At 70.3% G+C, this 21,187-nt stretch carries 20 protein-coding genes; 19 read left to right on the forward strand and 1 reads right to left on the reverse strand.

The annotated features are described in order from the left end of the window. The first annotated feature begins 34 nt into the window (after positions 1 to 34). The 3 genes from LV75_RS10010 to LV75_RS10020 all read left to right on the forward strand — a co-directional run bounded on the left by LV75_RS10010 (position 35) and on the right by LV75_RS10020 (position 2,300). Positions 35 to 784, forward strand: a complete 750-nt coding sequence (locus tag LV75_RS10010) for a hypothetical protein (RefSeq protein WP_253886540.1) — start codon at positions 35 to 37, stop codon at positions 782 to 784. 72 nt (positions 785 to 856) lie between these two features. Then, complete coding sequence (locus tag LV75_RS10015) at positions 857 to 1,384, forward strand: methylated-DNA--[protein]-cysteine S-methyltransferase (protein WP_253886541.1); 528 nt, start codon at positions 857 to 859, stop codon at positions 1,382 to 1,384. Position 1,385: 1 nt separating this feature from the next. Then, positions 1,386 to 2,300, forward strand: a complete 915-nt coding sequence (locus tag LV75_RS10020; protein WP_253886542.1) for a hypothetical protein — start codon at positions 1,386 to 1,388, stop codon at positions 2,298 to 2,300. A gap of 8 nt (positions 2,301 to 2,308) precedes the next feature. Here the strand turns inward: LV75_RS10020 and LV75_RS10025 are convergent, their stop codons facing one another. Next, positions 2,309 to 3,013 (reverse strand): FadR/GntR family transcriptional regulator, encoded by a 705-nt coding sequence (locus tag LV75_RS10025; protein ID WP_253886543.1) that lies wholly within the window; start codon positions 3,011 to 3,013, stop codon positions 2,309 to 2,311. A 217-nt stretch (positions 3,014 to 3,230) separates the two neighbouring features. Here LV75_RS10025 and edd point away from each other — a divergent pair, with 217 nt between their 5' ends. From edd to LV75_RS10105, 16 genes are all read left to right on the forward strand, one after another. Next, on the forward strand, positions 3,231 to 5,084 hold the full coding sequence (gene edd / locus LV75_RS10030) for a phosphogluconate dehydratase (RefSeq protein ID WP_253886544.1): 1,854 nt from the start codon (positions 3,231 to 3,233) through the stop codon (positions 5,082 to 5,084). A gap of 212 nt (positions 5,085 to 5,296) precedes the next feature. Then, complete coding sequence (eda, locus tag LV75_RS10035) at positions 5,297 to 5,893, forward strand: bifunctional 4-hydroxy-2-oxoglutarate aldolase/2-dehydro-3-deoxy-phosphogluconate aldolase (protein WP_253886545.1); 597 nt, start codon at positions 5,297 to 5,299, stop codon at positions 5,891 to 5,893. Positions 5,894 to 5,986: 93 nt separating this feature from the next. Continuing rightward, a complete protein-coding gene (locus LV75_RS10040; RefSeq protein ID WP_253886546.1) occupies positions 5,987 to 6,838 on the forward strand; it encodes an SIS domain-containing protein in 852 nt (283 codons plus the stop codon). Position 6,839: 1 nt separating this feature from the next. After that, on the forward strand, positions 6,840 to 7,694 hold the full coding sequence (locus LV75_RS10045) for a class II fructose-bisphosphate aldolase (RefSeq protein WP_253886547.1): 855 nt from the start codon (positions 6,840 to 6,842) through the stop codon (positions 7,692 to 7,694). After that, positions 7,670 to 8,596 (forward strand): 1-phosphofructokinase family hexose kinase, encoded by a 927-nt coding sequence (locus LV75_RS10050; RefSeq protein WP_253886548.1) that lies wholly within the window; start codon positions 7,670 to 7,672, stop codon positions 8,594 to 8,596. The genes LV75_RS10045 and LV75_RS10050 overlap by 25 nt, the downstream gene beginning before the upstream one ends. An 863-nt stretch (positions 8,597 to 9,459) precedes the next feature. Further along, on the forward strand, positions 9,460 to 9,804 hold the full coding sequence (locus LV75_RS10055) for a YidH family protein (RefSeq protein WP_253886549.1): 345 nt from the start codon (positions 9,460 to 9,462) through the stop codon (positions 9,802 to 9,804). Then, complete coding sequence (locus tag LV75_RS10060) at positions 9,801 to 10,067, forward strand: DUF202 domain-containing protein (protein ID WP_253886550.1); 267 nt, start codon at positions 9,801 to 9,803, stop codon at positions 10,065 to 10,067. Before LV75_RS10055 ends, LV75_RS10060 begins: the two co-directional genes overlap by 4 nt. Before the next feature lie 343 nt (positions 10,068 to 10,410). Continuing rightward, entirely contained in the window at positions 10,411 to 10,959 is a 549-nt protein-coding gene (locus LV75_RS10065) for a helix-turn-helix domain-containing protein (RefSeq protein WP_253886551.1), read from the forward strand. Positions 10,960 to 11,039: 80 nt separating this feature from the next. Beyond that, positions 11,040 to 12,245, forward strand: a complete 1,206-nt coding sequence (locus tag LV75_RS10070) for a Gfo/Idh/MocA family protein (protein ID WP_253886552.1) — start codon at positions 11,040 to 11,042, stop codon at positions 12,243 to 12,245. Between the two features lie 251 nt (positions 12,246 to 12,496). Continuing rightward, positions 12,497 to 12,850 carry a hypothetical protein gene (locus tag LV75_RS10075; RefSeq protein ID WP_204450751.1) on the forward strand — a complete coding sequence of 118 codons (354 nt, stop codon included), beginning with the start codon at positions 12,497 to 12,499 and terminating at the stop codon, positions 12,848 to 12,850. Positions 12,851 to 13,007: 157 nt separating this feature from the next. Continuing rightward, a complete protein-coding gene (pstC, locus tag LV75_RS10080) occupies positions 13,008 to 14,030 on the forward strand; it encodes a phosphate ABC transporter permease subunit PstC (RefSeq protein WP_253886553.1) in 1,023 nt (340 codons plus the stop codon). Then, entirely contained in the window at positions 14,030 to 15,370 is a 1,341-nt protein-coding gene (pstA, locus tag LV75_RS10085) for a phosphate ABC transporter permease PstA (RefSeq protein WP_253886554.1), read from the forward strand. Before pstC ends, pstA begins: the two co-directional genes overlap by 1 nt. Then, positions 15,367 to 16,935 (forward strand): phosphate ABC transporter substrate-binding protein PstS, encoded by a 1,569-nt coding sequence (pstS, locus tag LV75_RS10090; protein ID WP_253886555.1) that lies wholly within the window; start codon positions 15,367 to 15,369, stop codon positions 16,933 to 16,935. The genes pstA and pstS overlap by 4 nt, the downstream gene beginning before the upstream one ends. 2 nt (positions 16,936 to 16,937) lie before the next feature. After that, positions 16,938 to 19,415 carry a hypothetical protein gene (locus LV75_RS10095; RefSeq protein WP_253886556.1) on the forward strand — a complete coding sequence of 826 codons (2,478 nt, stop codon included), beginning with the start codon at positions 16,938 to 16,940 and terminating at the stop codon, positions 19,413 to 19,415. Further along, complete coding sequence (locus LV75_RS10100) at positions 19,412 to 20,047, forward strand: hypothetical protein (protein ID WP_253886557.1); 636 nt, start codon at positions 19,412 to 19,414, stop codon at positions 20,045 to 20,047. The genes LV75_RS10095 and LV75_RS10100 overlap by 4 nt, the downstream gene beginning before the upstream one ends. A 133-nt stretch (positions 20,048 to 20,180) precedes the next feature. Continuing rightward, complete coding sequence (locus LV75_RS10105) at positions 20,181 to 21,158, forward strand: substrate-binding domain-containing protein (protein WP_253886558.1); 978 nt, start codon at positions 20,181 to 20,183, stop codon at positions 21,156 to 21,158. Positions 21,159 to 21,187: the final 29 nt, after the last annotated feature.

The following is a 21,187-nucleotide window of genomic DNA, read 5'->3' on the forward strand; positions in this document are numbered from 1 at the left end:
GAGCCAACCACCAGTCCCCACGGAAGGCCCAGCCGTGACCAAGCCAGACAACGACCGCAGGCTCCAGACCGAGGACCTGCTGGTCACCCCCGACCCCGACCCCGCGACCACCGGTGCGGCCAGAACACCCTCGGACGACGCCGACGCACCCGCGCGCGACGAGGTCTACCGCGACGGTGAGGACGTCCGCGGCACCGACGCCAGACACGACACCGCGTCCGGCGACTCGCCCTACCGCGACACCGCTTACACCGAATCCGGTTACCACGACAGCGGCGTCGACCGGACCGACCCGCCCACCACGCTGACCGGCAGCGAGCACGCCGACAGCGACCTGCACGACCGGGAGCGGACCGACCAAGACCTGGACCGCGACCTCGACGGCGACCGCGATGGCGCCGTCGAAGCGGACCATGACCCCGAGTACACCGAGAACGCGCCGACCCAGGCGATCCCGGAGCAGCAGGCCGTGCGCGAGTCCGGTGTCCCGGTCGCGACCGACGCCGAGGAACCGGGCGCGCAGCTGTTCACCGACACCGAGGTCGAGCGCTTCCGCGGCCAGTGGCAGGCCATCCAGACCACCTTCGTCGACGACCCGCGCGACGCCGTGCGGGGCGCCGACCACCTGGTGGCCGAGGTGATGCAGGCGCTCGCGGCGACCTTCACCGAGCACAAGCGCGGCCTCGAGGAGCAGTGGCAGCACGGCGAGGAGGCCCAGACCGAGGACCTGCGGCAGGCGCTGCGCCGGTACCGGTCGTTCTTCAACCAACTGCTGCACACCTGAGCTGTCCCGAGGTCCCCGCTTCCGGCACACTGGCTGGTCGCGGGGACCTCGGCATGTCTGGAGGCGTTCGGTTTGGGCGGGTACGCACTGTTCGACACGGCGATCGGCCGCTGCGGCGTCGCGTGGGGCGACAACGGGATCACCGCGGTCCAGCTCCCCGAGCGCACTGAGACCGCGACCGTCGCCCGCCTGCGCCGCTACGGCACCGCCGCCGAACCGCCCGCCACCGTCACCACCGCGATCACCCGGATGACCGCGCTGTTGGCGGGCGAGCGCGACGACCTCACCGACATCGCCGTCGACCCCGAGGGCATCCCCGAGTTCGACGGCCGCGTCTACGAGATCGCCCGCGCCATCCCGCCCGGCGAGACCCTCACCTACGGCGAGGTCGCCACTCGCCTCGGCCTGCCCGGTTCCGCGCAGGCCGTCGGCGGGGCCCTCGGCCGCAACCCGTACCCGATCGTCGTGCCGTGCCACCGGGTCCTCGGCGCGAATGGCAAGGTCGGCGGCTTCTCGGCGGGCGAGGGCGCGGTGACCAAGCTGCGGATCCTGGGGATCGAGGGCGCCGCGCCCGGCGGTCAACCGTCCCTCTTCGACTGACATGTCCGAGCAGGCCCGGCTGCGCGAAGCCCTGACGACGGGGCCCTTCAGCCTCGCGTTGCGGTTGGCGTTGCGCGCGAGCGGGCTCAGCCTCGACCGGGTGCAATACCGGCTGCGCGAACGCGACGTGCCGGTGAGCAAGACGGCGCTGAGCAACTGGCAGAGCGGCCGCACACAGCCCGAGCGCACGGAATCATTGCGCGCCTTAGCCGTTCTCGAGGAGATCCTCGGACTGCCCAACGGCGCGTTGTCGGTGTTGTTAGGCCCACCGCGACCACGGGGGCGATGGCTGACCCGGGCGCCGAACGACATGCGCGCAGACCAGGCTTGGGCACGTCCCGACGGCTTATTGCGCACTTTGGACAGCTTGGGCACAACGTTGTCTGCCGTCGACCGGTTGTCGAAGGTGGCACTGCAGGTGACCTGCGATGTTGGCCCGGACCGGGTCTTACGCCGCATCGAACATCTCGTGGTCCTTCGGGCAGAGCAAGAAGGCGTGGATCGCTACACCGTTGCGTACCGCAGCGACCTGGGGCAGCCGGAGATCACCGAGACGATGGGCTGCAGGCAGGGGCGGCGGCGCGGTGACCACGAAACCGGGTTCTCCACGTTCGAATTGCTGCTCGACAACGGGCTGCGCGCCGGTGAGCTGATCACCCTGCGGTACACGATCAAGCCCGGCTCACCCGAGGTCTACCACTCGCAGCGCGTCGGCGCCTCCACCCGGGTGTACGGGGTGCAGGTCCAATTCCACGCGGAGGCCTTACCGGTGCGCGTCTACCGCCGCTTCCAGTCCTCGGTGAGCGAGACCGGTTGCGCGGAGATCGACGTCCGGCTGGGCACGACCTTCACCGCCCAGTACGCCGCGACCGATCCGCCGCCCGGCATCTACCGCATCGGCTGGGACTGGGACTAAGTGTCGATCTAGCCCCGCGCGGCGCTGATCCGGTGCCGCAGTGGCGCGTAGTGGGCCGCCACCGCCTTGGTGAAGCCCGCCAGGTCCTCCGCGCGGGCCGCGTCGATGATCCCCCGGTGCAGCGCGACGGTGTCGTGCTCGTCGATCGGCAGGCCGAGGTGCGGCGCGACGGTGGTGTAGACGTCCCAGAACGCGTCGGTGAGCTGGCAGACCAGTTCGTTGCCCAGCGGGTGCACCAGCATCGAGTGGAACGCGCGGTCGGCGCCCGCGGTGTCCTCGCCGCGGTCCATCCGGTCCACGAGCTCGTCCAGACCGGCCAACTGCTCGGTGTCCAGCGCGCCGAGGATCCGCTCGGCGTTGCCGCGCTCGAACAGCTCGCGGACCTCGACCAGCTCCGAGAGCACCGCGAACTCGTCGTCCGGGCTGAGCAGGCCGCGGAAGGTCAGCCCCTCCACCAGCGCGGACAGGCTGAGCTCGCCGACGTAGGTGCCGTGCCCGTGGCGCACCTCGACGATGTCGAGCGCGTCCAGGGTCTTGATCGCCTCGCGGACGCTCGAGCGGGAGGCACCCAGCGCCGCGCACAGCTCGTTCTCCGTGGGCAGCGGGGCACCGGGGCGCAGGCGGTTGTCGAGGATGTAGCGCTTGATGCGCTCGCTGACCTCCTCGCGCAGCAGCGACCGGCCGACCCGTTCGTTGGACACCAACTCCGGCAACCCCTTCCCTCGACTGCGACACCCTCTCACGGTCGGCTGTGCGGCAGCGGTGAGCGTCGCGATGGCGCTGGCCTGGCCGGGTCATGACGGGCGGGTGGACGGTGCTGAATCGATTTTGACACCCGCTCCGACCGGTCTGTAGCGTCGGTCCCACGGTGCACGCCAGTGTCGTCGTTCGCCCGGGGGAAGATCACCGACGATGCCGGAGAGAGTGACGATGAGCGTGCCGTTGAACCCGGTCGTGGCCGAGGTGACCGCCAGGATCGCCGCCCGCAGCGCCACCAGCCGGTCCGCCTACCTGGACCGCATGGCGGCCGCCGTGCCGTCCCGGCCGATGCGCGCCGGACTCGGTTGCAGCAACCTCGCGCACGGCTTCGCCGCCTGCGCGGGCCCGGACCGCCTGGCCGTCAAGGGGGTCAGCGTCCCCGGCGTGGCGATCGTGTCCGCCTACAACGACATGCTCTCCGCGCACCAGCCGTTCCTCGAGTTCCCGGCGTGGATCAAGGACGCCACCCGCCAGGCGGGCGGCGTCGCCCAGTTCGCGGGCGGCGTGCCCGCCATGTGCGACGGCATCACCCAGGGCCGCGCGGGCATGGAGCTGTCGCTGTTCAGCCGCGAGGTCATCGCCATGGCGACCGGCGTCGCCCTGGCGCACGACATGTTCGACGGCGCGCTGCTGCTCGGCGTGTGCGACAAGATCGTCCCCGGCCTGCTGATCGGCGCGCTCGCCTTCGGCCACCTGCCCGCGATCCTGGTGCCCGCCGGTCCGATGGCCTCCGGTCTGCCCAACGCCGAGAAGGCCCGGGTGCGCCAGGCGTTCGCCGAGGGCAAGGCCACCCGCGACGACCTGCTCGCCGCCGAGTCGGCCTCCTACCACTCGCCGGGCACCTGCACGTTCTACGGCACCGCGAACTCCAACCAGCTCGTGGTCGAGGTCATGGGCCTGCACCTGCCCGGCGCGAGCTTCATCCCCCCGGGCACCCCGCTGCGCCGCGCGGTCACCGAGGCGGCCGCCCGCCGCGTCGTGGAGATCACCGCCCAGGGCGACCAGTACACCCCGATCGCCCAGGTCGTCGACGAGAAGTCGGTGGTCAACGGCGTGATCGCGCTGCTGGCCACCGGCGGGTCGACCAACCACACGCTGCACCTGGTCGCCATCGCCGCCGCCGCGGGCATCCAGCTGACCTGGGACGACTTCTCCGACCTGTCGGCCGTCGTGCCGCTGATGGCCAGGGTCTACCCCAACGGCTCCGCCGACATCAACCACTTCGTCGCCGCCGGGGGCGTGCAGTTCCTCATCGCCGAGCTGCTGGCCGCGGGCCTGCTGCACGGTGATGTGTCCACTGTGGCCGGACCGGGGTTGGACCGGTACCGGCAGGAGCCGGTGTTGGACAACGGCGTCCTGCGCTGGCGAGACGGCCTGAGCCAGTCCGGTGACCTGGACGTGCTCAGGCCGTTCGCCGACCCGTTCGCCGCCGATGGTGGGCTGCGGATGCTCGCGGGCAACCTGGGTCGCGCGGTGATCAAGGTGTCCGCCGTCGCCGCCGAACACCGCGTCGTCGAGGCGCCCGCCCGGGTGTTCACCACCCAGGAGGCCGTCGCCGAGGCGTTCCGCGCGGGCGAACTCGACCGCGACGTGGTGATCGTGCTGCGCCAGCAGGGGCCGCGGGCGAACGGCATGCCGGAACTGCACGGGCTCACCCCGTCGCTGAGCGCGGTGATGAGCCGGGGGTACAGCGTCGCCCTGGTCACCGACGGCCGGATGTCCGGCGCCTCCGGCAAGATCCCGGCCGCCATCCACTGCACCCCCGAGGCCGCCGCGGGCGGCCCCATCGCGCTCATCCAGGACGGTGATCTGGTCCGCCTGGACGCCGAGGCGGGGCGGGTCGACGTGCTGGTCGACCCCGATGTCCTGGCCGCGCGCCTCCCGGTTGACGCGCCTGCGCTGGACTCGGAGTGGACCGGCACCGGCCGTGACCTCTTCGCCGCACTCCGTCGGTCGGTGGGCCCCGCCGACCACGGCGCAAGCGTTTTCGGCCCGGCCGTCCCCGACCTGGTCCCCGCTTCGTAGCTGTATTCCCCTGGTTGCCTCCTCCCTGGTCCTGCCCGCGGCTGCGCCCCACCGCGCGCCGTGGGGCGGACCACTGATTTCTCGTTCGGACAATGCCCGCGCACTGCCAAGGTACGACGGATCCGGGCTTGTCAACGGGGGCTCCGGTCGACTGTGGATGGTCGCGGGGATTGTGGATAACTTTGGTGGGCCTGAGCGGACTGGAGTGGAGAATGAGCCTGCTTGACCTGTCGCCGGTGGTGCCGGTGGTGGTGCTCGAAGACGCGGCGGACGCGGTGCCGCTGGCGCTGGCGCTGGTGCGCGGCGGGGTGCGGATCATCGAGGTGACCTTGCGGACCCCGGCGGCGCTGGAGTCGATCCGGCGGATCGCGGCGGAGGTCCCGGACGCCGTTGTCGGTGCGGGAACGGTGACCGCGCCGGAACACGCGGTAGCCGCGGCGGAGGCGGGCGCGCGGTTCCTGGTCACCCCCGGCACCACGGAGCGGGTCTTGGGCGCCGCCGCTGACACCGGCCTGCCGGTCCTCCCCGGGGCCGCGACCGTGTCCGAGGCCATGCGCCTGGCCGAATTGGGTTACGCGGAGCTGAAGTTCTTCCCCGCGGAGGCGTCCGGCGGCATCGGGTTCCTCAAGTCGATCGCGGGCCCGCTGCCCGGCCTGCGCTTCTGTCCGACCGGTGGCATCAGCGCCACCACCGCCCCCGCCTACCTGGCTCTCCCCAACGTCGGTTGCGTCGGCGGCAGCTGGCTCACGGCCAACCCGACGGACCTCGCGGGCGTCGAGCGGCTCGCGCGGGAGGCGTCCGCCCGCTAAATTGGTAGAGACCACTTCCGCGAACGGCTGCTACTCTTGCGCACAGCTGCATGATGAGAGCTGTTAGCGCGCAGGTGTGAGCAGGAGGTGGGCATGTCGTTCGTCGCCGAGGAGATCGCGGGCCAGCCTGCGTGCTGGGAGCGGGCGGTTGGCGAGCCCTTTGCCCCGGGCGAGCGGATCGCGGTCGTCGGCTGCGGGACGTCCTGGTTCGTCGCGATGGCCTACGCGGCGCTGCGGCAGGCCACAGGGCAGTGGACCGACGCTTTCGCGGCCTCAGAGGCTCTCGTTGATCGCGGCTACGACCGCGTTGTTGCGATTACCCGGTCCGGGACGACGACCGAGGTTGTCGACCTCTTAGCGCGCGTAGCGGTGCCGACGACGGTCATCACGGGCGTGGCAGGGTCACCGGCGACTGCGCGCGCTACCGAGACCGTGCTGCTCGACTTCGCCGATGAGCGGTCCGTGGTCCAGACGCAGTTCGCGACTACGGCGTTGGCCTACCTAAGGTCCTCCCTTGGCGAGGACCTCACTAAAGCCATTGCCGACGCGCGCACCGTTCTCGACCAAGACCTCGGCGACTTGGACGCAGCTGAGCAGTTCACCTTCTTAGGCCAAGGTTGGACGGTCGGACTAGCGCATGAGGCCGCTCTTAAGCTGCGCGAAGCGGCAGGCCTATGGACCGAGTCTTACCCAGCTATGGAGTATCGACACGGTCCAATCAGCATCGCCCAACCTGGTCGCGTCACGTGGGTCTTAGGCCAAGCGCCCGACGGACTGCAGAGCGATGTAGAGAGCACCGGCGCGCGTTATATCGACAGCGGCAACCTTGACCCCATGGCGCACTTAGTGCTCGCCCAACGGGTTGCCGTCGCGGCGGCACTACGACGTGGTCTCGACCCGGACCGGCCGCGCAACCTCACCCGATCCGTCATTCTCGGCGCCTGACATGCCACTGGTCCCCACCGCCGCACTCCTCTCCGCGTCCGCGGGCCACGGCGTCGGCGCGTTCAACGTGATCCAGATCGAGCACGCCCAGGCCATCGTCGCTGGTGCCGCAGCCGCTGGTGCCGCGGTCGTGCTGCAGATCAGCGAGAACTGCGTGCGCTACCACGGCGACCTCGAACCGATCACCGCCGCGACGCTCGCGGTGGCGCGCCGCGCCGACGTGCCGGTCGCGGTCCACCTCGACCACATCCAGACCCCCGAGTTGGTCGACGAGGGCATCCGCCTCGGCGTCGGCTCGATCATGTTCGACGCGTCCGCGCTGCCGTACGACTCGAACGTGGCCCAGACCGCCGCTGTCGTCCGCCGCTGCCACGACGCGGGCGTGCTGGTCGAGGCCGAGCTGGGGGAGATCGGCGGGAAGGACGGCGTCCACGCCCCGGGCGCGCGCACGGATCCCGGCGAGGCGGCCGATTTCGTCGCCGCCACCGGGGTGGACGCGCTGGCCGTCGCGGTCGGGACCTCGCACGCCATGCTGACCCGGGACGCGCGGTTGGACCTCGACCTGATCGCCGCCATCCGCGCCGCCACCGCCGTACCGCTGGTGCTGCACGGTTCCTCCGGGGTCGCCGACGACGCGCTGACCGCCGCCGTGCGCGCGGGCATCACCAAGGTCAACATCGCCACCCACCTCAACGCGGTGTTCACCGCTGCGGTGCGCGCCGGGCTGGCCGATGAGTCCCTTGTGGACACCAGGAAGTACCTCGGACCGGCCCGCGCCGCGGTCGCCGCCGAGGTGGCCAGGTTGCTGGGCGTGCTGCGCGCGATCCCGGCGTGGAAGATCGGGACCCCGGCATGATCCTCACCGTCACCGCCAACCCCGCCCTCGACGTCAGCTACCGCGTCGACCGGCTGCGCCCCGGCCACACCCACCGCATCGGTGCGGTGTTCGAACGCGCGGGCGGCAAGGGCTTCAACGTCAGCCGCGTATTGCACGACCAAGGCATCCCCACCCGAGCCCTCGGCCCCGTCGGCGGCATCCTCGGTGACTCACTACGCGCCGACCTCCTCGACGCAGGCCTCCCGCACGACCTCCTCCCGGTCGCCGCCGCAACACGCATGACGATTGCTGTTGTCGCGGATGAGGCCACTATGTTCAACGAACCTGGCGGGCCATTGTCGGCTCTTGACTGGTCGCGCTTGCAGGACCTTGTTGGGTCTTACTTGCCCCGCACTGAGGTTCTTGTCTGTTCGGGGAGCTTGCCGCTTGATGCACCTGACTCCTCTTACGCTGACTTCGTCTCTTTGGCTGCCGCACATGGCGTCCCAACTGTGGTCGACGTCGGCGGAGCTCCTCTTCGCGCCGCTGCAGAAGCTGGCGTCGCTATCGTGAAGCCGAATGCCGAGGAGTTGGCTGCGGCTGTTGGCGAGGGCGATCCTCTTACCGGCGCTCGGCAGTTGCATTCTCTTGGCGCTGGGGCAGTAGTTGTCTCGCTGGGTCCCGATGGCCTCTTAGCCGTAACAGCCGATGGTGAGTGGCGGGCAACTCTGCCTCAGCCAGTCGTAGGTAACCCGACCGGCGCAGGCGACGCCGCCGTAGCCGCCCTCGCAGACGGCCTCCGCCGCGACCTCCCGTGGCCAGACCGCCTCCGCCTCGCAGTCACCTGGGCAGGCGCCGCCGTAGCCGCCCCCGTAGCAGGCAGCGTCGACCCTGACGTCTTGACAGAGCTGCACGACCAGGTGACCATCACCGCCCTCTGACAACCAGATCGCTGCTGGGCTTGGCGTTTTGCCCGCTGGTCCCAGCCGCTGGACCCTCGGACCCGGCGGTGCCAACTGGCCTTCCGTCAGGTCCGCCTCAGCCCACCTGATCAGCGCGTGGACAGTCGGACTCGCTGGTGCCAAATGCTCGATGGGGCGGACTTGTTTTGCGTGGGGGGACAACACCCGTAGCGTTTCCGCGCGGCAGGGCCTGCTTTTGGGCCCCTGCTTTGCGGTTCTGCGTCGGGTGTTGTAGGGGCCCCGCGCAAAACAAGTTCGCCCCATCGAGCTCGTCGCATTGTCGCGTTTCCCGCCGATGTTGCCGCCAGGCGACGAGGCGTTTCCCGGAGCCGAAGGCGGAGGCCCGAATCCCTTGCCCCGCATCTCCAACCCCGGGCATGCGTCAAGATCAACCTGATCGAAAGCCCCCAAATACACAGCTTACCGCGCGGCACCGACAAACCGGGAGCAGCGAGCAGCAGCCTGTGGACAACCAGAACCGTTGTGGATAAACCGTCACCGCAACGCATGCACGCACAAGATCATCTGCCGCAAGAGCCCCCGATATATAGCCTACCGAGGGGGTCCGACAAAACGGGAGCGGCAAAAGGAGCCTGTGGACAATCGAAGTCGTTGAGGACAACTAGCCACCGCGAAGCCGCCTGCCATGATCAACAGAATTGAAAACCCCCAAATAAACAGCTTACCGAGAGAAGTCGACACAACGGCAGTGCCGACCGGTGTCCTGTGGACAACTGGCGGCCATTGTGGACAGCTTAGGTGCTCGTCGTCGGGGGCTGGGTGACCTGCGCGCACGTCATGAGTTCGCCTCACCTACCATGCGCACGAAAGGCGGTGTTCCGATGCCTGATGTGCCTGGCGATGAGCCTGACTACCGGTTCACGCTTGCCAATGAGCGGACCTTCCTTGCCTGGGTGCGGACCGCCCTTGCGTTGGTTGCTGGTGGGGTGGCTGTTTGGCAGTACCTGCCCGACATGGGTTTGCCGGTGTTGAGGTCGGCCATTGGTATCGGGTTGGTGGTGCTTGGCACCGTCTTGGCGGCTCTTAGTCACCACCGGTGGCGGATCACGCAGCGGGCGATGCGGTTGGGGCGGCCGTTGCCTGTGGGGCCGCAGGTGCCGCTCGTGGCGGTCGGGGTCACTGTGGTGGCCGTGGCGGTGCTCGTGCTGGTCGTGGTCGGTCGGTGACGGACCGGGGGTTGCAGGCTGAGCGGACGCGGTTGGCTTGGTCGCGGACCGCGTTGGCGTGTGCGGCGGTGGGGGCGCTGCTGCTGCACGGGGCCGAGGGGGCGAGCGGGCTCGTCGCGGGGGCGGTGATCTTGTTGTGCGCGGTCGGCATGGTCCTGTGTGGAGCGCGCCGCTACCGGGGGGCCGGGGGGTTGCCCGCCTGGGTGGGGGTGCTGGCGGTGGCGCCGGGGGTGGTGGCGGCGGTCGCGCTGGTGCTGAGGTGACCCGGGGCCGGTGCGGCACCACCGGCCCCGGGTTCGCACTCGCTCGGACCCGCCCCGCCGAAGGAGGGGGGCGGCGGGCCTCGACGCGGGTCCGTGAGCCTGGTGCTCGGGGCAGTATCCGCTGGTACCCGGGAGGCGGTCCAGCCCTACCGGGCGGTAGTCGAATAGCGGAACAGCGGGTACGCAGGGTGTAGTTCACCCGGTGTGGGCTCACTCGATGGTGGAACAGTCCGCTCGCGCGGGGTGCGCCGAAAGCAAATGTGCGTAACGTGACAGCAATCGGGGAAACCCCAGGTCAGCGCGCTGTCACCGACAGGGCCTCCACACGGGACGGGGGAAGGGCATGGACGGTGTCGCCTACCAGCGCGCGCTGGGCCGCGAGCTGCAGCAGCTGCGCATGCGACGCAGGTGGACGCGCGCCCAGCTGGTGCAACGGCTGCCCAACGAGCTGTCCGCGCAAGCGCTCGCCTCTTACGAGACCGGCACCCGGTCCTGCACCGTGGTCCGGTTCGTGCAGTTGTGCACCGCCCTCGAGGCCTCGCCGCACGACCTGCTGGAGCGGGTGCACGACCAGGTCAGCCACGAGGAGTACCCGGCCTCGCTGAAGGTCGACCTGACCGAGTTGGCCATCGACCCCCGGTCCGAGCTCGCCCCGGCCCGGCGGTGGGCGGCCACCGAGGTCGCCAGGCACGCGGCGAGCACCCGCGACCTGGACATCGGCGCCCTCGAGTCGCTCGCCGCCCTGTGTGGACAGTCCACTGTCGAACTGGTCCGGATGCTGCGCTCCGGCGGCAAGGCCGAGCAGGGGGCGGCCGTCGAGCAGGCCGCGGTGATCGAGCAGGCGTCAGCCGTCGAGCACAAGGCAGTGGTCGGAACACAAAGCAGTGGTTGATCACAAAGCAGCGGTCGAGCACACGGCAGTGGTTGAACACAGCGCAGTCGTCGAGCGGCGGCGGTAGCAGACTGGGGTGCGTGGAATCACGCATCGGGGTCATCGGGTTCGGGATGCGGTCGACGCTGATCGACCACGCGCACCGGCCGGGGGAGGGCAGTCGGGTGGTCGCCGTGTGCGACCCCCGGCCCGAGCGGCGCGCCGAGGCCGCCCGCAGGTACCAGGCGGCCACCTACGCCACCGCCGACGAGCTGCTGCGCCACGAGCTGGACGCCGTGTTCGTGCTGTCGCCCGACCACCTGCACGTCGAGCACGCCGTCGCGGTGCTGGAGTCCGGGCGGGCGGCGTACGTGGAGAAGCCGCTGGCGATCACCGTCGAGGGCTGCGACCGGGTCCTGGAGACGGCCGTGCGCACCGGCAGCAGGCTCTACGTCGGCCACAACATGCGGCACATGCCGGTGGTCACCACCATGCGCGATCTGATCGCCTCAGGGGCCATCGGGACGGTCACCGCCATCTGGTGCAGGCACTTCGTCGGCCACGGCGGCGACTACTACTTCAAGGACTGGCACGCCGAGCGCGCCAAGGGCACCGGGCTGCTGCTGCAGAAGGGCGCCCACGACATCGACGTCATCCACTGGCTCGCGGGCGGCTACTCCCGCACCGTCACCGCCATGGGCGCGCTGACGCTCTACGGCGACATTGCCGACAGGCGAACGGAACCCGACTACAAGGTGGCCTTCGACCACGACACCTGGCCGCCGTCGGCGCACACCGGGCTCAACCCGGTGGTGGACGTCGAGGACCTGTCCATGGTCACCATGGCGCTCGACAACGGCGCGTTCGCCACATATCAGCAGTGCCATTACACGCCGGACTACTGGCGGAACTACACCGTGATCGGTACAGAGGGCAGGCTGGAGAACTTCGGCGACGGTCCGGGGGCGCTGGTGCGGGTCTGGAACCGCCGCCACCGCGGTTACGCCGCCGAGGGCGACCGGGTCGTGCGGATCGGCCAATCCGCCGCGGCGGAAGCGGGCCACGGCGGTGCCGACCCGGCGATTGTCGCCGAATTCGTCCGCTTCGCCCGCGTGGGCGGGCCGACCGCGACCTCCCCGGTGGCCGCCCGCCAGGCGGTGGCCACCGCCTGTGCCGCAACGGATTCGCTGCGTGCCGGGGGTACGGCCACGGCGGTGCCGGGGTTGGCCGAGGACCTGCGCGGGTACTTCGAGGCAAATGCGGACCCAGGTCCAACCGAAAACGTTGCCCGCGGTCCGCGACCGTGACCGGATCGGCACACAGCGTTCCGGTTTACAGCCTTTACCGCCACCTGTGGTGGTGATTTTCCGCCAAGTGTCGTGATCTATAGCGCTTAAAGCGTTACGCGTGGTTCCCGAGTTGTGACAATTCGTTGCCCGTCGTCCGGCGTGAGGGTGATCGCAACCGGGGCGTCGTGCTGGATTTTTCTCCCGTACATCCGGAAACCAGACGATTCGCACTACACGTCGGGGTGTACCAGTTCGATGGGAGAAACCCGATGGCGATCGCCCGCTTCCAGATCTACAGATCCGCCGATGACGCGGTGACGTGGCGGTTCCTCTCCGCCAACAACCGCAGCCTCGGTCAGGCCGCGGATCGCTTCGTCGACGCCGACGCCTGTTCCCGGGCACTGCTGGAACTGCGCACCCGGCTCACCGAGATGTCGGCCACCACCGCCAGGGAGACCCCCTCCCAGCTGTGGTCTTGGCGGGTTCGGCTGGCCGGGACCGATCTCGCGGTGTCCAGCCGCAAGTACCACCGCCGGGTGCAGGCGCAGTACGCCTGCCGCAGTTTCCTCGGCCTCGTCGCCAACTCCACGGTCGCGGACCTCCCGCGAGTGGTGCATTTCTGATGCTCGCATCCGCCTATTCCAGGCGCTGCCATTCGGCCCATGCCGACGGCGAAATGCAAACCCGTTCGTTCGTTGTTCACATCGGCATCCGACCTCGGCCAACTGGCCCGGCTTGGCTTGCGCGCGTAACGCAACCGTGGATCCGGAGCAACCCCAGATGACCCAGTTGATGAGCGCGCCCGACCCGGTGGTCGCCGGGCCGCCGGACGCGCCGCGCAGGCGGGTGTCGCCCTCCGGCGGCATGGACCGGGTGTTCCGCGCGGTGCTGCGCGGCGCGGGGCTCACCGTGCTCGCGCTGATGGTGACCGTCGGCGTCTTCCTGCTCATCCGCGGCCTCAGCGCCTTCTCGGTCGCCGGGTTCGGCTTCTTCACCACCGAGACCTGGCAGCCCGACTCGAAGAACTTCGGCATCGCCGCGGTGCTCGTCGGCACGCTGCTGATCGCCTCGGTCGCCCTGGTGGTGGCCTTCCCGCTGGCGCTGGGCATGGCGCTCTACATCTCCGAGTACGCGCCGCGGCGGATCAAGCGCGCGCTCACCAGCATGATCGACCTGATGGCCGCGGTGCCCAGCGTGGTCTACGGCCTGTTCGGCTCGACCCTGCTGCAGTGGCAGGGCACCGACATCCCGCGCTGGCTGTCCATCCAGTTCGGCTGGATCCCGTTCCTCTCGGTGCCCGAGGCCGACCCGGACAACCCGCTCTCGCCCAACGGCGTCTACATGACCTCGACCTTCTGGGCTGGCCTGGTGGTCGGGTTCATGATCATGCCGTTCATCTGCTCGGTGATGCGCGAGTCGTTCACCCAGGCGCCGCAGGGCGAGCGGGAGGGCGCCTACGCGCTCGGCTCGACCCGCTGGGGCATGATCCGCAGCGTCGTGCTGCCCTTCGGCCGCTCCGGCATGATCGGCGGCACCATGCTCGGCCTCGGCCGCGCGCTCGGCGAGACGATCGCCGTGGCCATGATCATCTCGCCGGTGTTCGTCATCCAGCCGCACATCCTGGGCTCCGGCGCCAACTCGGTGTCCGCGCTCATCGCCCAGCAGTGGGGCTCGGCGAGCCCGTTCGGCCTCGGCGCGCTGATGGCCGCGGGCCTGGCCCTCTTCACGCTCACCCTCGTGGTCAACTTCGCCGCCTCCGCGGTGATCGCCCGCAGTCGATCCGGCCAGGGGAGTGACGCCTGATGTCCACAGTGGAACCAACCGTGGCCCGGCCGGTGCCGGAGCTCGCCGAGACCACCCAGCAGATCCCGCAGCCGACCGAGCGGCTGGCCCAACCGCAGCCGCACCGGTTGCCGCTGCCGGTCCCCGGTCGGCACCGCGCCGCGCCCGCGCCCGAGGTGCGCCGCGACACCCGCTCGATCCGCCGCGCCGACATCGTCGCGCTGCTCGGCGCGCTCGTCGCCGCGGCCGCGCTCACCGGGGTGCTCTTCGACCAGATCGCCCCGTTCTCCGGCGTGGTCGGTTTCATCGCGATCGCCTACCCGCTGTTCCTCGCCATCTACGCGCTGCTGGTGTCGCTGGAGGAGAACGCGCTGACCGTGCGCGACAAGCTGGTCTCCGCGCTGGTGCACAGCGTCGCGGTGCTGGCCGTCGGCGCGCTCATCGTGATCATCTCCTACCCGGTGGTCGAGGGCTGGCCCGCGCTGGCGCACCTCAACTTCTTCACCGAGGACATGGCCGACGCGGGCACCCTGGACCCGCTGGAGTTCGGCGGGATCCTGCACGCCATCGTCGGCACGCTCGAGCAGATCAGCATCGCGCTGGTCATCACCGTCCCGCTCGGCCTGGCCACCGCGGTGTTCCTCAACGAGACCAGGGGCGCGTTCACCCGCCTGGTGCGCACCGTCGTCGAGGCGATGACCGCGCTGCCCTCGATCGTCGCGGGCCTGTTCATCTACGCCTCGCTGATCCTGCTGCTGGGCTTCCAGCGCTCCGGGTTCGCCGCTGGCGCCGCGATCAGCATCATGATGCTGCCGATCATGATCCGGGCCGCGGACGTGGTGCTGCGGTTGGTACCCAGCTCGCTGCGCGAGGCGTCGCTGGCGCTGGGCGCCGGGCAGCTGCGCACCGTGTGGCACGTGGTGCTGCCGACCGCGCGCTCCGGCCTGACCACCAGCGTCCTGCTGGCCACCGCGCGCGGCGTCGGCGAGACCTCGCCGGTGCTCATCGCCGCGGGCTTCACCCCGTACCTCAACGCCAACCCGTTCGTCGACGCGCAGGTCTCGCTGCCGCTGGCCACCTACCAGATGGTGGCCTCCTCGGAGGAGACCATGCAGACCCGCGCGTTCGGCGCCGCTTCGGTGCTGATCCTTCTGGTGCTGATCCTGTTCGTCCTCGCTCGGGTGCTCGGCGGGCGGGAGGCGGGCGCCCTGTCGGCGGGCCAACAACGCCGCAGGGCCAAGGCATCCGCTCGCGACCGCGAGCGCTTCATCGCCGCGACGGGCCACTCTGCCTCACCCCCGCCCGCCCAGCCCCTGGCAGGCCCACCCCTGACCGATCCGCAGCAAGGAGTCCAGCTATGACCCCCCAGGGACGCGCGCGCGGGGTTGGCCTGCTGGCCACCCTCGTCGTGCTCGCCACCGCCGCGGTCGGGTTCGCCCCGACCGCCTCCGCCCAGGGCTACGTGCCGATCAGCGGATCGGGGTCGACCTGGAGCTTCAACGCGCTCGACCAGTGGCGCAAGAACGTCCAGCAGTTCGGCATCCGGATCAACTTCTCCGGTACGGGCTCCACCGACGGCCGCAACCAGTTCAAGGCCGGTCAGGTCGACTTCGCGGTGTCGGAGATCCCCTACGGCCTCACCGACGCCGGGGTCCGCGACATCCCGCCGCCGGACGGCAAGTTCGCCTACATGCCGATCGTCGCCGGTGGCACGTCGCTGATGTACAACCTCAACATCGCGGGCAAGCGGGTGACCAACCTGCGGCTCTCCGGCGACACCGTCACCAAGATCTTCACCCGCAAGATCACCATGTGGAACGACGCGGCGATCGCGGCGGACAACCCGGCGCTGACCCTGCCCGCCCGCCAGATCGTGCCGGTGGTGCGCAGCGACGGCTCCGGCTCGACCGCGCAGTTCACCAGCTACCTCGCCGACCAGCACGGCGCGGACTGGGACGACTTCTGCCACAAGGCGGGCCGCGTGCAGACCCCGTGCGGGTTCACCTCGAACTTCCCGTCCTACCAGGGGATCGTCGGCCAGGTCGGCTCGATCGGCGTGGCGAACTACGTGCGGCAGGCGCAGAGCGACGGCGCCATCACCTACGTCGAGTACTCCTACGCCAAGAACGCCGGGTTCCCGGTCGCCAAGCTGCTCAACAAGAGCGGCTTCTACATCGCCCCGACCGCCCAGGCCGTCGCCGTCGGGCTGCTCAAGGCCGAGATCGACCCGAACGACCTGACCCAGAAGCTGCAGGGCGTCTACAACTCGACCGACGACCGCACCTACCCGATGTCCAGCTACAGCTACATGATCCTGCCGACGGCGATCAAGGGCACCTTCAACGAGCTCAAGGGCAAGACGCTCTCGGACTTCTCGTACTACTTCCTGTGCGAGGGCCAGCAGCAGGCCGAGCGGCTCGGGTTCTCCCCGCTGCCGATCAACCTGGTGCAGGCCGGGCTCAAGCAGGTGGAGCGGATCCCCGGCTCGACCAAGAAGCCCACCGACATCTCCAAGTGCAACAACCCGACCTTCTCCACCAACGGCACCAACACCCTCGCCCAGACCGCGCCGCACCCGCAGGAGTGCGACAAGAAGGGCTCGACGGTCCAGTGCGACGCCAGCGGCAAGGCCGTCACCAAGAAGGGCGCCGTCAAGACCACCGCGGCGGCCAAGCCCGGTGAGACCGCGCCCGGCGCCGCGGAGACCCCCGGGACCGATCCGGGAGCCGCCACCGAGGGCGAGGGCGCCGCGACGGGGGACACCGCCGCGGAGGAGAGCACCGAGGGCGGCCTGTCCGCCGTCCCGGTCTCGGTCGACCTGCCCCAGGACGACGGCACGCTGCTGGTCGTCGTCGCCGCGGTGCTCATGGTCGTGCTCGTCGCGGGTCCGCCGCTGGTGGCCCGGCTGATGCGGGGCAAGGGGTGAACATGGCCATCAACGACCGGCTACCGCGCCTGCTGCTCGTGGTGCTGATGCTGGCCACCGGCGGGGTGCTGCTGGTGCCGAGCCCGGCCGCCGCCCAGGCGCCAGCGGGCTCCGCGGTGACCGTGCGCGGCGCGGGCGAGTTCGCCACCACGGAGTTCACCATCTCCCAGACCCGGGGGCTGATCAACCAGACCGTCCACCTGAGCTGGGCGGGCGCCGCCCCGACCGACACCGGTCGCGGTTACAACTACCTGCAGATCATGCAGTGCTGGGGCGACGACGAGGCCGGGCCGCAGCGCGAGCAGTGCCAGTACGGCACACCGCTGCAGGGCTCCTACAACTCCGACGCGCTGTGGTCGCGCTCGCTGCCGGTGAAGCCGCCCAAGCTGCCCAACGGGCAAGACCCGCAGCCCGACGGCAGGCTCATCGACCCGCTCGAGACCACGCCGCAGCAGACCGCGAAGCCCGGTGCGGCCACCTACCTGCCGTTCGTCCCGGTGCCCGCCTCCGGTCCGCCGACCACGTCGAGCGAACCGGGCTACGGCCTGTACTTCGACGCCAGCACCACCAACGAGGTGCAGGTCGGCGTCACCCGCGAGGACGGCAAGGGCGAGCTCGACTTCGAGATCCAGACCACCCTCGAGGCGCCCGGTCTCGACTGCGGCCGGGTCCGCACCAGCGGCGCCGACGCGGGCAAGGCGCGGCACTGCTGGCTGGTCGTGGTGCCGCGCGGCACCAAGGAGGTCAACGGCAAGAGCGTCACCGTGCCGACCGACCAGGGCGGGCACATCCACGGCTACCTCGACTCGTCCCCGCTGAGCCAGTCCAACTGGGACAAGCGGTTGCCGCCGATCCGGCTCGACTTCGAGCCGGTCGGCGACTCGTGCCCGCTGGGCAAGGCCGAGCGCGCGCTCAGCGGCAACGAGTTCGTCGTCGACGCGGTGCTGCGCTGGCAACCGGCGCTGTGCGCCAACAACGGCCCGGTGTTCGGCTTCGTCCAGGTGCCCGACCGGCAGGCCCGCGACCTGCTCGGCGGCGAGGACCCGGGCATGGTCTTCCTGGCCAAGCCGGCGGCCAAGGGATCGATGATCGACGACCGGGCGCTGGTGTACGCGCCGGTGTCGGTCTCGGCCTACACCGTGGCGTTCATCATGGAGCGCCAGCCGAGGATCGACGCGCCGGACAGCGTCAAGGTCAAGGACGGCCAGCCGATCGAGGAGCTCAAGCTCACCCCGCGGTTGGTGGCCAAGCTGCTCACCCAGTCCTACTCGGGCGCGGTCCCCGGGCTGCAGGACTACCTCAAGGACAACCCGACCCGGTTGAGCCAGGACGAGGAGTTCCTCCAGCTCAACCCGGAGTTCCGCGACCACGCCTCGCTGAGCATGCTCACCGTGGACGCGCTTGCGTCCTCTGTGGACATGGACGCCACCGAGTCGCTGTGGGAGTGGATCAACTCCGACGCCGAGGCGAAGGCCTGGCTCGGCGGCAGCCCCGACCAGTACGGGATGAAGGTCAACAAGAACTTCGTCGGGTTGCCCATGCCCGCGCAGAACTTCCCCAAGGCCGACCTGACCTGCGTCCCGCAGAAGATCCTGAACATGATCGCCGACATGTGCGCTGGCACCAGGCGCCCGCTGGCGGCCGACCTGCACGAGGCGGGCCGCGCGGTCAACCGCGGCGACAGCCTCGGCCGCGAACCCAACGGCCAGCGCGACCCGCTCGACCAGACCAAGCCCGCCTTCTCCCGGGTCGGCCGCTCGGTGGTCGGCAAGCGCGCCATGCTCGCGGTCGTCGACACCGCGACCGCCAAGCGCTACGGCCTGTCCGTGGCGAAGCTGCGCAACGCGGCCGGGCAGTTCGTCGCCCCGACCGACGAGGCGGTCCTCGCCGGTGTCGCCGAGATGACCGCGACCGACACCCCCGGGGTGAAGGCCACCAACCCCAAGGCGGTCGCGGCCAACGCCTACCCGCTGCCCGCGGTGAGCTACGCGGCGACCGCGCCGTCCATGCTGACCCGCGACTCGGGCAAGGACTACGCAGGCCTGCTGCGCTACGTCACCTCCGCGGGCCAGGTCCCCGGTGAGGGCGTCGGCAAGCTCCCGGCCGGGTACATCCCGCTGCCGCAGCCGATGCGCGAGCAGGCCGAGGCGAGCGCGAAGGTGATCGAGCGCGACGCGGGCATCAAGCCGCCCGTCGCGCCGGAACCGGCCGAGGAGCAGGAGACCGGCGCCGAGGACGAGACCCCGGCCGCCGATCCCGACCCGGCCCCCGCGCCGCAGCCCGCCCCGGCGCCCGCGCCCGCTGCCCCCGAGACCCCGGCGGCGCGCAGCACCCCGGTCGCGCAGAGCAAGACGACGCAGGCGACCCCGGTCGCCTGGGTGCTGCGGTACCTGATGGCCGGACTGCTCGTCGCCGGTGGCCTGGCCACCGCCGCGGGCCCCGTGCTGACCCGGCTCGGGGCGCGGGCGAGGATTCGATGACCCTTGCCCCAGCGCGCGGCACCGTCGCCGCGCCCCGCCTGCTGAGCGCTGCCCGGGCACGGGTGCTCACTGCCGTTCACCACAGCACTGCCGTTCACCACAGCGCCGTCGTTCACCACAGCGCTCCCGGTCGCCACAGCACGGTCGTTCACCACACCGCGGGCTGCCACAGCACTGGTCACCACGGTGCTGGCTGCCACAGCGCTGGCCAGAACGCGGGCCACCACTGGGCTCCCACAGCATGGGAAACCGTTGGCGGGCCTGCCTCACCGGCGCTCACGGTCGGCGACGGGGTCGTCACCGCGGGCGCGGGTGGCGTCTTCCGCCGGTCCGCTGAGCACCCGCCGCGCGCGGGTGCGACCGGTCGTACCCGCGGCGTCACCGGCGCACCCCGCCGTGCCGACGCCGCCCAGGATCCCGTTGTCCGCGCGGTGCGTAGTCCACCCGTCACTGTCCAGACAGGACAGTCTGTTGCGAACGCGCTGTTCGCCGTCCGGTCATGTACCGGTGCCGGGGCCGACAACTTGGCCGCGATACACCCGATGAGCGGTAGTTCCGGCGGCGGGTCCGAGCCGCTGGCAAGCCCGCGCGACGGGTCGGACGAGGGGGTGATGCGCCCGACCGGCCTGTGAGGGGGAGTCGCCACTCCCCGCCACAGACCGGACGGACAGATGCGTGGCCCGGTGGTCACGGCGTGGACCAGCCCACCGGGGGCGTGCTCGGACAACCAGTCCGCGCACCACTGCGAAGAAAAGGATACAGGTAGTGAGCAAGAAGCAGCGTTTGATCGTTGTGGCCTCCGCCGCGCTCGCCCTGGCGGGCGTGTTCGCGGGCACGGCCCAGGCGGACCCGACCGGTGCGCCGACCTACCGCGAGCTGGCCGGTACCGGCTCCGACACCACCCAGACGGTGTTGAACGGCCTCTCCGAGGCCATCACCATCAACGGCACCAAGGTGCTGGGCTCGTACGACGCGCGTGGTTCCGCCCAGATCACCACCAAGGACGCCAACCCCGCCTGCACCATCAACCGGCCGGAGAACTCCGCTGGTGGCGTCACCGCGCTGAAGGCCAGCGTGGCCGCCAACAACGGTTGCCTCCAGTTCGCCCGCTCCTCGTCGAACTCGGCGGCGGCGAACACGGACCTCAAGTTCATCCCGTTCGCGATCGACGCGCTGACCTACGCGGTCCGCAGCGACAGCGCGGTGCCGAAGAAGCTCACCAAGGCCCAGTTGACCGCGATCTACACCTGCGCCAACACCGCGTTCAAGCCGCTGGCCCCGCAGTTCGGCTCCGGCACCCGCTCGTTCTTCGTCCGGTCGATCATGCCCGCGGGCACCGTCGACTCGGCGAACCTGTTCGGCCCGACCGGCCAGTACGCCTGCGTCAACGACAAGGACGCGGCCAACGAGCCGATCCAGGAGCACGTCGGCACCTACCTGACCGACACCCGCCACCTGCTGCCCTACTCGATCGCGGTCTACAACTCGCAGGTCTACGGCAACGCCCCCGCGGCACAGGGCAAGGCTGTTCTCGGCACCGTCGACAACATCCAGCCGACCAACCTGAACACCTCCTCGGTGTTCAAGCGCGACGTCTACAACGTGATCCCGGCCGACAAGCTCGAGGTCGCCCCGTTCAGCACCGTGTTCGTCGGCGCCAACTCGGCCGTCTGCCAGCGCGGCGACGTCATCACCCGCTACGGCTTCGGCATCGCGCCCAACTGCGGCGTCCCGGTCCAGTAGTCCGGCAGTCCTCCCCTTCTTCTTCGCCA

This window comes from Actinokineospora diospyrosa (assembly GCF_024171925.1).
Lineage (GTDB): Bacteria > Actinomycetota > Actinomycetes > Mycobacteriales > Pseudonocardiaceae > Actinokineospora > Actinokineospora diospyrosa.

Bases quoted from the DNA above. Each gene is read 5' to 3' on its own strand.
- LV75_RS10065 (WP_253886551.1), top strand. From the start codon at position 10,411: ATGGACGGTGTCGCCTACCAGCGCGCGCTGGGCCGCGAGCTGCAGCAG.
- LV75_RS10020 (WP_253886542.1), top strand. From the start codon at position 1,386: ATGTCCGAGCAGGCCCGGCTGCGCGAAGCCCTGACGACGGGGCCCTTC.
- LV75_RS10045 (WP_253886547.1), top strand. From the start codon at position 6,840: ATGCCACTGGTCCCCACCGCCGCACTCCTCTCCGCGTCCGCGGGCCAC.
- LV75_RS10075 (WP_204450751.1), top strand. From the start codon at position 12,497: ATGGCGATCGCCCGCTTCCAGATCTACAGATCCGCCGATGACGCGGTG.
- LV75_RS10095 (WP_253886556.1), top strand. From the start codon at position 16,938: ATGGCCATCAACGACCGGCTACCGCGCCTGCTGCTCGTGGTGCTGATG.
- edd (WP_253886544.1), top strand. From the start codon at position 3,231: ATGAGCGTGCCGTTGAACCCGGTCGTGGCCGAGGTGACCGCCAGGATC.
- LV75_RS10100 (WP_253886557.1), top strand. From the start codon at position 19,412: ATGACCCTTGCCCCAGCGCGCGGCACCGTCGCCGCGCCCCGCCTGCTG.
- LV75_RS10055 (WP_253886549.1), top strand. From the start codon at position 9,460: ATGCCTGATGTGCCTGGCGATGAGCCTGACTACCGGTTCACGCTTGCC.
- pstS (WP_253886555.1), top strand. From the start codon at position 15,367: ATGACCCCCCAGGGACGCGCGCGCGGGGTTGGCCTGCTGGCCACCCTC.
- pstA (WP_253886554.1), top strand. From the start codon at position 14,030: ATGTCCACAGTGGAACCAACCGTGGCCCGGCCGGTGCCGGAGCTCGCC.
- eda (WP_253886545.1), top strand. From the start codon at position 5,297: ATGAGCCTGCTTGACCTGTCGCCGGTGGTGCCGGTGGTGGTGCTCGAA.
- pstC (WP_253886553.1), top strand. From the start codon at position 13,008: ATGACCCAGTTGATGAGCGCGCCCGACCCGGTGGTCGCCGGGCCGCCG.
- LV75_RS10040 (WP_253886546.1), top strand. From the start codon at position 5,987: ATGTCGTTCGTCGCCGAGGAGATCGCGGGCCAGCCTGCGTGCTGGGAG.